This window comes from Acinetobacter qingfengensis, assembly GCF_008693185.1.
Lineage (GTDB): Bacteria > Pseudomonadota > Gammaproteobacteria > Pseudomonadales > Moraxellaceae > Acinetobacter > Acinetobacter qingfengensis.
The window spans coordinates 35990-51365 of the sequence record NZ_VXKN01000001.1 but is presented as its reverse complement, the minus strand read 5'-3'; the positions used below and the strand labels follow the sequence as shown (position 1 = coordinate 51365).

Below are 15376 nucleotides of genomic sequence, written 5' to 3'. Positions count from 1 at the left end.
TTTTTAATTTACAGGATATTAAATATGCATATTTTCAATCATTCTGCTTTTAATGTTGTCAGATATTTTAATGTGCGCTGTTGTAATAATTATTCCAGACAAATTGCATTTCAGTGAATTTTTATTGAAAGGAATATAATCATTATGCTGTTTTGGCAAAAGTGGCAAAGGTTTTTTCTCAAAAAAAACACCGTTCCCATTTTATCTAAAGCAGAAGAAAATAATTTTTCTCAGACTACTGATGACAATCAAGCTATTTCTCAGGCATTGTTTTTATCACAGCAACAAATTCAATTGATCACAATGGATCACGATTGGCTAAGCCTGCCCCAAATTATTCAAAACTTACAACAAAGTTGGATTAAAAAAGCTCATCTACCACAACTTTTTATTGTTTGTTGCTATCCATTTAGCCATGAATGCGTATTATATCATGCCCCTGATCAATATTTAGGGCGACCAGAATTGAAACGCTTACAACAATTATTGCTTAAAAAATCAATTCAGGCTGACCAACAAGAAATCACACAAAGTATTCTCCATTGCAAACAATCTTTTACAGCATGTTTGATTGCAAAAAATCACAACCGTCTAATCTGGCGAGTATATTTATATGATGATATGCCTGTACAAACTCAAAGCTGTTTAGAATATACAGATCAATGTTTACAACAAGGTCTTCAACAATGGTTAACAATTTATGATAAGCAACAAGTCACTTTGGAACAAGAACGCCGTGATTTTGCTGCTGAATTACATGACAGCATTGCCCAAATTTTGGGCTTCTTGCGATTAAAATCCGCTCAACTTCATCAAACTTGTAAAAACCAGCAAAACTATCATGACCTTCTTGAACCTAGCCATGAACTGGCAAATTACACCCATTATGCCTATCAACAGACTCGTGATTTAATCACGGCATCACGCCTAATCCATCAAGATCTGGATTTTTCCAACTCACTTAAAAATATTATTGCAGAATTTTCCAGACAGTCAGCCATAGACTTTGAATTAGATAATCGTCTTGGTCACTTGAATATTACCGCCAAGCAAAGTATGCAATTAATTTATATTATTCGAGAAAGTTTGAGCAATATTGTACGCCATTCACAAGCAACTCATGCCAGAATTTTTATTGAAAAATCTAGCTCAGAAATTGTAAATATTGACATTCATGACAACGGCATTGGTATTCAGCTCCATCAAAAACGTTCCGATAGTTTCGGACTGGAAATCATGCAAGAACGGGCCGAACGTATTGGTGCGATCCTAAACATTAAAAATAACAATCCACACGGCACGACCATCTCGATACAACTCAATACATTAACAATAAAGGACACATCACATGAAATATAAAGTTAGTATTATTGATGACCATGCTTTATTTCGCCGTGGTGTCGCAGAACTGCTACAACAATCTGAAAATTTCCAATTATTATCACAGCATCCTTCAGGTGCAGTATTTTTAAAGGAAATTCCGCCCTATTATCCAGATTTATTATTGCTGGATTTACAAATGCCAAATGAATCCGGACTAGATATTCTACAACAAATCCGGATTGATAATCAGACGCTTAAAATTGTTATGCTCACTGCAAGTGATGATGATCATCAAATCATCGAAGCCCTGCGACAAGGAGCAAATGGTTATTTATCCAAAGATACTGCACCCGATGAAATCTTACATCAATTGCATGAAGTTGTTTCGGGACAAACCGCGTTAAATCAACATGGAATCAACGTATTGGCTCAGCAATTACGGCAGCAGCCCGTAATTAAAACGGCCTCTGATCTTGATCAAAATTTTACATACGCCAAACATGGTCATCTTGATATTTTGCAAAAAATTACCCAACGGGAAAAAGAAACGCTGTTACTCATTGCAAAAGGGTTAAACAACAAACTGATCGCCCGACAGCTTGGCATTAGCGATGGCACAGTGAAAGTTTATGTCAAAAATTTGCTGCGTAAACTCAATGTACATTCCCGTCTGGAATTATCCGTCTGGACACATCAACACCTAAATCTAGATCAATAACATAAAAAAAGGTTAGATATGAATAAATGGTTTCTCTGGCAGACAGAACAACATCAACAAATCCAGCATTTATGGCTGAATACTTTTCAACAATTTTCTGAATGTATTTTATTACTGGATGAGCATTATCAAGTGCTGCGTTATAATCAATCTTGGCAAAATTTTATTGAATCTTATTTTTATCCTGATCAATTCAGTCTACCTTTACAGGCTTTTCGCAACTTTAAACATTATATCTATCCGAATGATCTCTATGTTATTACACAACAAATGCAGCAAGATACTCAACAATCCGAACAAGATATCCGGTTAATTTATCAGGAGAAATTATTCTGGTTTCGTCTGCGTTGCCAACCTGTTCATGATCCACAATATCAAAAATATTACTATTACTTTTTCTTGCAGGAACAAACTCAACAAATGAAAGAAACTGCACTACGCCTTGCTCACCAGCGCGGACTAGATGGTTTATTACAACGTTTGCCCATGATGTTATATCGTTCACGTAATGATCGTAATTGGACCATGGAATATGTAAATGAAGGTTGTCAGCAAGTTATAGGATATTTACCGACTCAACTAATTAATAGTCCTTTATATGGTGAACGTATTCATCCTGATGATGCAGATCAGGTATGGTTTTCTGTCCAACAGGCACTTGATCTAAAAAAAGTCTTTTACTTATCTTATCGTTGGATTGATGCTCAACAAAATATCATTTACCTTAAAGATATTGGGCAAGGACTTTATTCTGCCAGTGATATGGTACTTGGTGTAGAAGGACTGATTTATAAAGATGATAATGTCCTAAAGCACTCATAAGTTTAAGATCATGACATTACAAGCAGTAAAAAAATTATAAGAAATTTACTGAAAATAGTTTGTAAAACTGCACCAATTTAAATCACTATGTTACTTTGTAGTGCATCATATTAAGTAACCATAAATCAAAGATAATAGTCATTATTTTTAGATGATACATGTCCTGAAATTGAACAGACCAATCTCTAGAGACGATCTGTTCATATTTACATTACAATACTTTAGCAATTGCCTCAGCCACAGTCGCCACATTATTTTTATTTAATCCGGAAACACAAATCCGACCTGAGCGTACTAAATATACTCCAAATTCATCACGTAGCCGATCAACCTGCTGCGCAGATAATCCTGTATAACTGAACATCCCTTGTTGCTGCACCAGATAGTCAAAGTTCTGTGTTGGAACAAGTTCCGTTAAACGCTGACGTAATTGATCACGCACTGTAAAAATTCGCTGACGCATTTCCTCCACTTCATCCAGCCAAAGCTGTTTTAATTCAGCAGAGTTCAGCACAATATTGACTAAGGCTGCACCAGTTGTTGGCGGGCTTGAATAGTTACGGCGCACAGTTGCTTTTAATTGTCCAAGCACGCGATTTGCTTCATCGGCATCCTGACAAACAAATGATAATCCACCGACACGCTCACCATAAAGTGAAAAAATCTTGGAAAAAGAATTGCTAACAATAAAGCTAACCTGAGTATTTGCCAATGCACGAATCAAATAGGCATCTTCTGCCATTCCTTGTCCAAAACCTTGATAAGCAATGTCCAGAAAAGGAATAATCTGTTTATGCTGAATAATTTCAATCACTTTATCCCATTGTTCAGATGTTAAATCTGCACCTGTTGGATTGTGACAGCAAGGATGTAATAAAACGATACTTTTTGCAGGCAATTGATTTAAACAAGCACACATTGCCTCAAAATCGACCTGACGTGTTTCAACATCAAAATAAGGATATTGATGTGTGACAAAACCTGCACCTGAGAAAATTGCAATATGATTATCCCAAGTTGGATTACTCACCCAGACGTCTGAATCCGGGAAATAGTTTTTCAGAAAATCTGCACCAACTTTTAATGCACCAGAACCGCCTAAAGTCTGAATCGTTGCAACACGCTTTGCAGCCAATACAGGATGATCGTCTCCAAACAATAACGCTTGAATGGCATTACGGTAAGGTGCCAAACCTTCCATTGGAAGATACAATTTGGCATCCTGATCATGCTGTTGATATTGTGTCTGAGCTTCAGAAATTGCTTTTAACTGCGGTACAATACTGTCATCGTTATAATATAAGCCAATACTTAAATTGACTTTATTCTCGCGAGGATCAGTTTTAAACGTTTCCATTAATGATAAAATTGGATCGCCTGCATAAGCGGGTACTTGTTCGAACATAGTTGTTTCCTTAACAACAGCAAATTTAAGCAAGATAACGATCTGGACGATGATTAATCGTCAAAATCATATTTAGAATAATTGCTCCAATGATGGAAATTATCAGCAATTTAAAACTTACAAATGGCATTGATGCCAATAATATACACATATCTATTGCTAACTGCACTTTCCCAGCAGATATTCCATAACGATCCTGAATGAACAGCGCTAAAAGATTAACTCCACCTAAACTTGAACGATGACGAAACAAAATCAAAAATCCAATGCCCAATAAGATATTCGCCAAGAGAGTTCCATAAAAAGGCATCAATGTATCAATATGAATATAGTGTGGATGTAATTCAGTTAATATTGATAATAAAGCAACCGCAATAAAGGTTTTAATCACCATAGCCAAGCCCAAACGTTTATAGGCCAGATAATAAAATGGAATATTGATTAAAAAGAAAATAATACCAAAGCGAATACCTGTCACGTAATGTAAAAGAAATGCCAAACCGGCAGTACCACCAGTCAACGTTCCGGATTGTTGAATAAGCATTACAGCAAAAGAGATGACGAAAGTTGCAATAATCATTGCTAATGCATCTTCAACATGAGAATGAGATCGTATTGGCATGAATTAAGTTCCTAACAGATTTTCTATTAGACTATTCATTACTGACTCCAGAATACATCATGTGATGATTTTCCTTCACACGCTCCAACACGATCGAAGTATTAAAATTACTGATATTAATATTCAATGCTGTCAATTGATTAATCATCAGGCTGATTTGACTCAAATCAGCAACTGCAACTTTAAGCAAATAATCGTAACGCCCAGTTAGTTTGTAAACTTCACAAATTTTTGGTTCATGTGCAATAAACTGTAGAAATTTTTCGAGTACACTTGGACTATATTGTGAAAATTTAATTTCCACCATTCCCATAATCGGATTTTGCTCCGCATCAGGATGTAATTGTGCAAAATACCCCATAATCATACCGCTTTGCTCAAGAGCAATACGTCGCCTTGAACATTGTGATGTGGATAATCCTATTATTTCTGCCAATTCCTGATTACTTAAACGTCCATTTGATTGCAAATGTTGCAAAATTCTTTGATCATATTCATCCAGTTGATGCGACATGTGCGATATACTCCCAGTATGTCTAAATAGTCTAGATTCAAGAAAATAAGCAATATTTTCCTAAAATATCAAAATTTATGCAATCTATTTGCATACAAAGATATATATACAATATTTATGCCTATCTTATGGTTTTTAGCTAAGTGATACAAAAAAATAGGGATCTTTAGTTTCTTTTATTCAAGCCAGAACCTCATGATATATTGAAAACCTTGTTTGCTATAATTCAAAACTTTTTATACTTAAGTTTTAAATGAACTGACTTAAAATTGCTGTTTTTTAAGACAATTAATTCTATTTTTAAAATTTTATCTTGACCAAGATAATTTTCATCCATAAAATGCGCCCTACATTCTCCCATAGCTCAGTCGGTAGAGCGACGGACTGTTAATCCGCAGGTCCCTGGTTCGAGCCCAGGTGGGAGAGCCAAAATTTAAAAGGCTCAATGAATTATCATTGAGCCTTTTTCTATGACAAATTATTAACAATCTAGTTACTCTAACACCCTATACAGCCTTTTTCTGTTGAGCGGAATCATCTTGCAGATATGCTTCTAATGAATCGTCTAATGCATCTAGCCAGCAAGTATGATGTAAGGCTGCTTTTGTTCCTGTAATGACAGAAGTATAAATATGATCCCGAAAAGTCATGATATTTTGTTTTTTATGCTTTTTCCACTCCATGAAAATTAATCGCATGGCTTCAATATCAAATGTTGGATAATCAGTTTCTTCAACCAATTCCATAATATAATCGCCCTGAAATTTATACATATCAGGAATTTCAGTAATTGCATTTTCCGTGTCATGCCATTGCTGAGTATGCATTTGCATTTCTGTCAAAGATGGTAAAAGAATTTCTCCCAGAATGATATCTCGGACGTACCATGCCTGTGCATCAAACATATTAAAGGTATACCATTGGTCCTGCATTCCCAAATAAAATAGTTTTGTATTTTTTTCCCAAACAACGCCTTTGTATAACCCTAATGGATATAAACGGTTATCTGTTTTTAAACGAAGATCTTCTGATATAAATGGAAAATAATGTAAGTAACCCGTACATAAAATAATAGCATCAACTTTTATACTTGAACCATCAGCAAAATAAGCATGTGTTTGATCAACTTTTAACAATGCTGGACGCTCTGACCAATTTACAGGCCAATTATATCCCATTGGCTGATTACGGTAACAACTGATAATTTGTTTTGCACCATACTTATAACATTGTGACCCTATGTCTTCTGCAGAATAACTACTACCAACAATAAGAACAGTTTTACCTTTAAATTCCAGTGCATCACGGAAATCATGTGCATGCAGAATACGCCCACCGAAATGTTCAAAACCTTCATATTTTGGCACTTTAGGTGTAGAAAAATGCCCACTCGCCACAATGACATAATCAAAGTTTTCGCTATACATTTTATCTTGTTGATAATCATGTACTGTAACCAAAAATTGTTGCGTTATTTCATTAAACTCAATATGTCTTACTGCACTGTTAAAACGTACATACTGACGGACATTGGCTTTTTCTACCCGACCTTTAATATAATCCCATAACACCTCTCGTGGTGGGTATGAGCCGATGGCTTTGCCAAAATGTTCATTAAAACTATAATCGGCAAATTCCAGTGCTTCTTTTGGCCCATTTGACCAAAGATATCGATACATACTGCTATGTACAGGTTCACCATTTTTATCCAGACCTGTACGCCATGTATAATTCCATTGCCCTCCCCAATCAGATTGTTTTTCAAAACATACAAATTCCGGAACGTTAATACCTTTTGCTTGTGCAGATTGAAAAGACCTTAATTGCGCCATACCACTTGGGCCTGCACCAATAATTGCAACTCTTGTCATATTAAACCCCTCTTTGCTACGAATTTTTAAGTGATATCTAACGATAAAATGATCAACATTGACTTAAAATTCCTATGAGGGAGTATGCAAAAAGGAGTAGATTTTGAATTTAATCAAAAAGTAAATTTAATATAAAATAATAACTTTTATTCATTTTAATTTTTCAAGATATCTAATGTATTGATCTTAGGATAATCTGTACGCTTTGTTATACAGATTATCCTATCAAGAATAAATGTTAATTATAGAAATTTTAGTTTAATTTTTGAATCCGCATTGCATTCATAATCGCCAGTAATGCTACACCCACATCGGCAAATACCGCTTCCCACATGGTTGCCATGCCGCCTGCACCTAAAATCAATACAATCGCTTTGACCGCAAAGGCTAAGGTGATATTTTGCCATACGATGCGTTTGGTTTGTTGACCAATTTTAATTGCTAATGGAATTTTTGACGGTTTATCATCTTGAATGACTACGTCTGCCGTTTCAATGGTGGCATCACTGCCCAACCCACCCATTGCAATTCCGACATCACTCAATGCCACCACAGGCGCATCATTGACGCCATCACCAACAAATGCCACGCTTTGGTTGTTGGCTTTGATGGCTTTAACTTTCGCCACTTTATCTTCAGGCAATAAATCACCATAAGCTGCATCAATGCCTAATTTTTGCGCCACAAATTGCACCACATTATTTTTATCGCCACTTAACATGGTGGTTTTGACATGTAAAGCCTTGAGTTGGTCGATAGTCGCTTGTGCATCAGCTTTGATTTCATCGGCAATAGTAATATAACCCACAAATTCATCACCATAGGCAACAGCGATGGTCGTATAAATAATACTCGATGGGTCGACAGGATAACCAATTTCAAATTTATCCATCAATTTCAAATTGCCGACCAACAAAGTTTTATCGGCGATAGTGGCTTTTAAACCATGTCCTGCGATTTCTTCTGCATTTTTCAGTTCGATATCAAGGGTTAATTCGCCGATATGTTGATGTATGGCAGTTGCCACAGGATGGCTGCTTAATTTTTCTAAAGCGCTGACCATTTGCAGCATATATTTTTGGTCGATATTGTCGTTAAACACCACCTCTTGGACTTTAAATACACCTTCAGTCATGGTGCCGGTTTTATCCATCACCACATTTTGCACTTTTGCCAAAATATCGAGAAAATTACTGCCCTTAAATAAAATCCCATTTTGACTTGCTGCACCAATGCCTCCAAAATAACCGAGTGGAATCGAAATCACCAACGCACACGGGCAAGAAATCACAAGAAATACCAAGGCACGATAGAGCCAATCATTAAACTGATAGTTTTCGACAAAGAAATACGGACACACACAAATGGCGATAGCCAAAAACACCACAATCGGCGTATAAATTTTGGCGAATTTACGGATAAAGAGTTCAGTTGGTGCTTTTTGTGCAGTGGCATTTTGCACCATTTCTAAAATCTTACTGAGTTTACTGTCATTATATGCCGTCGTGACGCGCACTTGGCTGACCGTATTGAGGTTAATCATGCCGGCAAGCACTTTTTCACCTTGATAGAGGGTATCAGGTTTACTTTCACCGGTTAATGCAGCGGTATTAAATGAGCCTTTATCAGACAATAATTCGCCGTCTAATGCTAATTTCTCACCTGCTTTAAGCTGAATAACATCGTCAATATTTGCTTCTGCTGCGGCAATGGTTTGGGCTTGCCCATCGACTAAAATCGTCACTTCATCAGGACGTTGGTCGAGTAAACTTTTAATATTACCTTTGGCACGTGAAACTGCTAGAGTTTGAAAAACTTCACCTACAGCATAAAACAACATCACTGCTACAGCTTCGGGATATTCACCAATCGCAAATGCGCCAATGGTGGCAATACTCATCAATAAAAATTCGGAGAAAATGTCACCATTCTTCATGCTGTCGATGGCTTCTTTAATGACAGGTAAGCCAACTGGTGAAAATGCAGCAAAGTAAACGATAAAGCGTAGCCAGCCTGTAAACCATTCAGGCTTAATCCAATGGTCTAAGGCAAGTGCAAGAATTAAAATGACAAAAGCGATGATTGCAGGTAAAAACAACTGGAATTTACTGCCTTCTGCGCTATGTTCGTGCTCGTGTGAAGAAGCGTGTGTATCATGCGAGGGTTGAATCTCATCATCACAGCAACACGATTTTTTTTGTGGATTGTGTTGATGTTGTTTGGTCATTTGTCATGTACTCTTTTTTCAATTTTCCATTCATGATTTGCCGAAAATTTATTCAACATAAAAATTCAGCAAATCTAATTATTTAAACCTATATCGTTTTGGTTTTTTGGTCCTGATTCATCCAGCGATAAATCACCGGCAATAAAATCAAGGTTAAGAGTGTTGAGGAAATAATTCCACCGATCACCACTGTCGCCAATGGACGCTGTACTTCTGCGCCCGTCCCTGTGGCAATTGCCATTGGCACAAAGCCAAGCGAGGCAACGCATGCCGTCATCAATACAGGACGCAAACGTAAAATTGCACCCTGCCAAGTTGCATGGACGATATCCATACCACTTTCACGGAGTTCACGGATAAAACTCAACATCACCAAACCATTTAATACCGCAACGCCCGACAGAGCAATAAAGCCCACACCTGCCGACATCGACAATGGAATTTCACGCAGCCATAACGCCACCAAACCGCCACATAGCGCAAAAGGTACGCCACTAAACACCAAAATGCTGTCTTTAAATTTGTGAAAAACCGCCATCAACAAAATAAAAATCATGATCAAGGCAAGTGGAATAACCACTTGCATACGGGCTTTTGCCGAAGCCAGATTTTCAAATTGACCACCATAGCCCAACCAATAACCACTTGGTAAAGGCTGTTTGGCTAAGGTCGTTTGCATCTCAGCAACAAATGAACCCAGATCACGATCCCGCACATTTGCTGATACCACCACTCGGCGTTTACCATCTTCACGGCTAACTTGGCTTAAACCTAATATATTTTCGACTTTTGCGACATCTTGTAATTTAATCAGACCGCCATTTGGCAATTGAATGGGTAACATTGCCAATTGCTGCGGATTACGCATGTCATCATTTAAGCGAATAACAAAATCAAAACGACGATCGCCCTGTAAAATTTGTCCAACACTTTGTCCACCAATGCTTGCTGCAACCACATCCTGAATTTCACGCACCGATAAACCATATTGCGCTGCCAAGGCATGATTAACATCCACATTCAGTAAAGGCAATCCATCAGTCTGTTCAACTTTGACTTCACTTGCACCTTGAATACCACGGATTTTCTGGGCAATTTTTTCGGCTTCCTGATTGAGCACCTGCATATCATCGCCAAAAATTTTGATCCCGACATCACTACGAATACCGGAAATTAATTCGTTAAAACGTAGTTCAATCGGTTGTGAAAATTCACTGTTATTGCCGGGAATTTGACTGACAAACGCCAACATCCGTGTGCGTAATTCATCAATGGTTTCCTTTGGATCAGGCCATTGCTCACGAGGTTTGAGTAGTACCACGCCATCAGAAATATTCGGCGGCATCACATCGGTTGCCACTTCAGCTGTCCCTGTACGGGCAAACACCGCTTTAATCTCAGGAAATGCTTTCAACAATTGCTTTTCCACACTTTCTTGAATAATTAGCGATTGCTCAATACCGGTACTGGGCGCACGCATCAACTGAATAGCAAAATCACCTTCACTTAAAGTTGGGGAAAATTCGCTACCAATACGAGTGCTTAACAAACCTGTTAACACTAAAATACCCAGTGCAATCGCCACCACAACAGATTTAAATTCATAAGTATGATCCAGCAGTTTGCCATAACCACGTTTTAGTGCGTGCATCCAGCGACTGTCTTTTTCTTCAACTTTGCCTGTCACAAATAAAGCCACTGCCGCAGGCACAAAGGTCACCGATAAAATCATCGCTCCGACAAGTGCCAACACCACCGCAATTGCCATTGGGTGAAACAGTTTCGCTTCCACACCCGATAAAGCAAAAATCGGTAAATACACCACCATAATGATAATTTGACCAAAAATTAATGGACGACGTGCTTGTTTCGCGGCCAGAAAGACTTCGCTAAAACGTTCGGAACGGGTGAGTAAACGCCCTTTATGATGCTGTGCTTCGGCCAGCCTACGGATACAGTTTTCCACAATCACCACCGCACCATCAACAATAATGCCGAAATCGAGTGCCCCAAGACTCATCAAATTGGCACTGACGTTTTGTTGCGCCATACCCGACAAGGTAAAAAACATTGACAATGGAATGATGCATGCGGTTATCAGTGCTGCACGAAAATTACCCAAAAAGATAAATAAAATGACGATGACCAAAATCGCGCCTTCAATCAGATTTTTTGCCACGGTTTTAATGGCTTTATCGACCAAGTGACTACGGTTATAGACAGTTTCAATTTTTACGCCTTGGGGTAAAGAGCGTTGGATTTCTTTGACTTTCTGATCAATGGCTTGCGAAACGGTTTTACTGTTTTCGCCCATCATCATCATGGCGATACCCAAAACTGTTTCTTCGCCATTATAGGTTGCACCACCGGTGCGTAAATCATGTCCAATGGAAACTTGTGCAACATCTGCAACCCGAATTGGCAAGCCATTTTTAGTGGTGACATTGACATTTTCAATATCCTGCACCGTGCTTAAAATGCCTGGCACACGTACCGTCAATTGTTGGCCATTGTCCTCAATAAAGCCTGCCCCACGATTTTCATTATTTTCACTTAATACCTGTTGCAAGGTAGATAAAGGAATTTGTAATTGCTGCAAACGCATTAAATCAGGCGACACTACAAAAGTTTTATTGTAGCCACCGATACTATTCACTTCGGCAACACCTTTGACCCGTTGTAACTGTGGACGCACAATCCAATCCTGAATTTCCCGCAAATCCATGGCACTATAAGGCGTACCATCTGCTTTTTTGGCAGTCGGTTCGGCTTTGATCACCCATTGATAAATTTCACCCAAACCTGTAGAAATAGGTGACATTTGCGGTTCAATGGCATCGGGCAATTCGCTTTTGGCTTCCTGCAAACGCTGATTGATCAGTTGCCTTGCCCAATAAATATCCGTACCATCTTCAAAAATAATCGTGACTTGCGACAAGCCATAACGTGACAGCGAACGGGTTTGCTGCAAATTCGGCATACCCGACATAGCATTTTCAATCGGGTAGGTGATGCGTTGCTCAATCTCAGATGCAGTGAACCCATTGGCCTGACTGTTGATTTGCACCTGTACGTTGGTAATATCCGGCACTGCATCAATCGACAAATGTTGATAGCTATATACGCCCACACCAATCCATGCCGCGACAAACAGCATCACCCAAATGGCATTTTGAATAGAAAATTGAATAAGCCGATCAAATAAACCCTCGGCAGGCGGAAGGTGAATAGGATTTTTAGTGTCCATGTTCCGCTTCCCCTTTTTCCAGTTCAGATTTGATCAGGAAACTACCTTGACTGATATAGCTTTGATTAGTACTCAACCCCGATTTGATTTCTACCCATTGCCCATCAGCAGAATAATTACCCAAAGTCACCGATGTAGGGGTAATATGAATTTTGTCCTTTTCCTGCTTGGCCACAAAAACCACTTGTTTGCCATCAATTTCTTGAATGGCTTGTTTAAGAACCCGCAAAACCGATGCAGATGTACCGCTGTTCAATTCAACATTGACCATCAGATTTGGACGTAATTCCTGTGCAGGTGTGATCACTTTGGCACGTACCAGTAAACGCCCGGTTTGCGCATCAGCCTCGCTACTTAATGCCTGAACCACCGCTTTAAAGGTGTTTTGGGTTTGCAATGATTTAAACGCAATCTCTTGATTTGGCACGACATTGACTTGTGCATCATTTGGCAAGGTAAATTCCAGCCAAAGTGCATCTAATTGATCAATCACAAATAATTGTTTATCGGAACTGACCTGCTCACCTACCACAATATCTTTGCGACTAATCACACCACTTAATGGCGCAATCAAGGTATAGCGTCCATTGCTACCATTCGATGCACCGAGCGCATTTAAGCGACTTTTTGCTGTCTGTACCTGAATTTGTGCTTGACGATAGGCATTATAGGTACGTTGATAGTCCTGACGAGCCGAGATACCTTGGTCGAACAATTGCTTTTCACGTTGATAATCTTGCTGTGCCAGCGTTAAATTTTCCTGTGCAATGCTTAAATTGGCCTGTTGATCAACCAAATCGGGAATAAATAAAGTAGCTAAAGCTTGCCCTTTTTTTACCGGTTGACCAAGTGCCACCGATACGCTGTCCACCCGACCTGCAAACGTTGACGAAACATGCGCCTGTTGATCCGTATTGGCAATCAACTTGGCAGGAAAATTTGTGCTTTGTTGCACGGCACCCATTTCTGTGTTGGCAAGTTTTACGCCAAATTCCGCCAATTGTTTTGCAGAAAATTCGAGTTCCCCATCTTCACCATGCCCTGCTTCACTGTGACTTTCGTCCTTTGCATGTTCTGCCTCACCTTCAACATGCCCATGTTCACTTTCTGTTGCAGATGCACTGTCTTTACTAGAAATAATCCAAGCCGCCAAAATAGCCACTACAATTGCAACCAATGCCACCCATAACCATTGTGTTTTTTTCTGTTGTGTTGTCATTACTCTACTCCTACAGTGGTACTGATTTCTTGCGTGCTTTGCCATAATTTTTGATTGATTTGCATGATGGCATCTGGCGAACGGATCACATTCACATCAACGCCCAAAGCCAAACTTTTGGCTTCAAAAGATTTTTGCCATGCCTGCTTGAGTAGCTGTATCTTGTTTAAACGCTGTTCCTGTAACTGAACACTGGCTTGTTGCACATCGGTAATCGAATATTTACCGACTTTAAAACCAAGCAACGTTTTTTGATAAACCTCTTCCGACAATGGAATTTGTCTATCATTCATCAAATCATATTGTTGTTTTAAGCCTGTAATTTCACTGAGCAAAGTTTCAAGCTGAACGCCATGTTGTAGTTGATAAAAACGTTTTTGCTGATCCAGTAAAGTTTGCTTAGCACTGATGATTTGCTGTGAATATTGATTGCGATTAAAAATATTCAGTGGCACTTCTACACCCAGCATCAACTGATTGTCGCTACCATTCACGCCAGCACTTTGATTGCGTGTCATACCCAACGACACGGTTGGATTTGGACGATTGGCAACCTTAAAATAATCCGCTTGGGCATGTTGCTGCTGTTGCAGCAAGGCTAAATTTTGCTGATACAGATTGTTGTTTTTGCTTGTTTCAATAAATTGTGCAGTATCCGAAGGCCAGATCGTTTGGTTAAAATTCACGGTAAAATTACTTGCGCTTTCACCCCATAAATTTGCCAATTGCTTTTTGGCAATGGTCAATGCCAATTCTATTTGCTGGGTTTTGCGTTGATTTTCAATATGCGTGACCATTGCCCGATCATCATCGAGTTTTGAAATACTGCCGGCACGATAGCGTAATTTTGTGGCATCAATTGTGGCCTGACTGGTCGCCAATTGATTTTGACTCAGTTTCAATTCCTCTTGTTGTAACGCAACTTGCGACCATAAGTATTCAACTGCAAGTTCTATTTCTACCTGATAGATTTTTTGTGTAATCTCAAGTTGTGATTGCTCCAGTTGGCTAAGTTGCTTTAACGCACGACGCTTGCCAAAAATATCAATTTCCTGACTGACACTAATATCCAGCTCACGATCTTGATTGCTGCCAAAACCTGTTTGAGATATCGAGAGATTTGGATTTGCCCATAAAGCACTTTGTTTGACCCGTGCCTCGCCAATCTGCTGTTGCGTAGCAAAAGTATTGGCTTGTTGTTGATATGCTGTCACTTTGTTAAGCGTATTTTCATAGCTTAAAAATGTATTTGCCCAAAGACTTGAAGAAAAACACAGTCCTGACAGTGCAAGCATATATTTTGCTTGCGACCATCCCAATAGACTGCGCTGATGCTGCCATATCGCATTGTGTTTAAACATGATGTTCCCACCTTTAAAAAATTTAAAAAAATGGTGGGACTTTTTTG

Annotated in this window: 11 protein-coding genes and 1 tRNA gene; 4 read left to right on the top strand and 8 right to left on the bottom strand. The window is 38.8% G+C overall.

Going from position 1 to position 15376, the window contains the following annotated elements:
* Positions 1-144: 144 nt before the first annotated feature.
* Genes F4V57_RS00205 through F4V57_RS00195 form a run of 3 tightly spaced genes read left to right on the top strand, consistent with a single transcriptional unit; the run spans position 145 to position 2863 of the window.
* Positions 145-1359: a sensor histidine kinase gene (locus F4V57_RS00205; protein WP_081409188.1), complete on the top strand. Its 1215-nt coding sequence runs from the start codon at positions 145-147 to the stop codon at positions 1357-1359.
* Entirely contained in the window at positions 1349-2041 is a 693-nt protein-coding gene (locus F4V57_RS00200; RefSeq protein ID WP_070069576.1) for a response regulator, read from the top strand. The genes F4V57_RS00205 and F4V57_RS00200 overlap by 11 nt, the downstream gene beginning before the upstream one ends.
* A gap of 18 nt (positions 2042-2059) precedes the next feature.
* Positions 2060-2863 (top strand): PAS domain-containing protein, encoded by an 804-nt coding sequence (locus F4V57_RS00195; RefSeq protein WP_070069577.1) that lies wholly within the window; start codon positions 2060-2062, stop codon positions 2861-2863.
* Between the two features lie 211 nt (positions 2864-3074).
* Here F4V57_RS00195 and F4V57_RS00190 read toward each other — a convergent pair whose 3' ends face one another.
* From F4V57_RS00190 to F4V57_RS00180, 3 genes are read right to left on the bottom strand one after another with little or no spacing between them, the layout of a single operon-like run.
* On the bottom strand, positions 3075-4268 hold the full coding sequence (locus tag F4V57_RS00190; RefSeq protein WP_070069578.1) for an amino acid aminotransferase: 1194 nt from the start codon (positions 4266-4268) through the stop codon (positions 3075-3077).
* 25 nt (positions 4269-4293) lie between these two features.
* Entirely contained in the window at positions 4294-4890 is a 597-nt protein-coding gene (locus tag F4V57_RS00185) for a YitT family protein (protein ID WP_070069579.1), read from the bottom strand.
* Positions 4891-4921: 31 nt separating this feature from the next.
* Positions 4922-5404 (bottom strand): Lrp/AsnC family transcriptional regulator, encoded by a 483-nt coding sequence (locus tag F4V57_RS00180; RefSeq protein ID WP_070069580.1) that lies wholly within the window; start codon positions 5402-5404, stop codon positions 4922-4924.
* Between the two features lie 353 nt (positions 5405-5757).
* On the opposite strand from F4V57_RS00180, the gene F4V57_RS00175 reads away from it, so the two are divergent.
* Positions 5758-5833, top strand: a tRNA-Asn gene (locus tag F4V57_RS00175).
* Positions 5834-5910: 77 nt separating this feature from the next.
* Here F4V57_RS00175 and F4V57_RS00170 read toward each other — a convergent pair.
* From F4V57_RS00170 to F4V57_RS00150, 5 genes are all read right to left on the bottom strand, one after another.
* Positions 5911-7275 carry an NAD(P)-binding domain-containing protein gene (locus tag F4V57_RS00170; protein ID WP_070069581.1) on the bottom strand — a complete coding sequence of 455 codons (1365 nt, stop codon included), beginning with the start codon at positions 7273-7275 and terminating at the stop codon, positions 5911-5913.
* A gap of 253 nt (positions 7276-7528) precedes the next feature.
* Positions 7529-9502 carry a heavy metal translocating P-type ATPase gene (locus F4V57_RS00165; protein ID WP_081409189.1) on the bottom strand — a complete coding sequence of 658 codons (1974 nt, stop codon included), beginning with the start codon at positions 9500-9502 and terminating at the stop codon, positions 7529-7531.
* Between the two features lie 88 nt (positions 9503-9590).
* The gene (locus tag F4V57_RS00160) at positions 9591-12749 is read right to left on the bottom strand and encodes an efflux RND transporter permease subunit (protein ID WP_070069582.1); all 3159 of its coding nucleotides are present in this window, start codon (positions 12747-12749) and stop codon (positions 9591-9593) included.
* Positions 12739-13968 carry an efflux RND transporter periplasmic adaptor subunit gene (locus F4V57_RS00155; RefSeq protein ID WP_070069583.1) on the bottom strand — a complete coding sequence of 410 codons (1230 nt, stop codon included), beginning with the start codon at positions 13966-13968 and terminating at the stop codon, positions 12739-12741. The genes F4V57_RS00160 and F4V57_RS00155 overlap by 11 nt, the downstream gene beginning before the upstream one ends.
* The gene (locus F4V57_RS00150) at positions 13968-15329 is read right to left on the bottom strand and encodes a TolC family protein (RefSeq protein WP_070069584.1); all 1362 of its coding nucleotides are present in this window, start codon (positions 15327-15329) and stop codon (positions 13968-13970) included. Before F4V57_RS00150 ends, F4V57_RS00155 begins: the two co-directional genes overlap by 1 nt.
* Between the last annotated feature and the right edge of the window lie 47 nt (positions 15330-15376).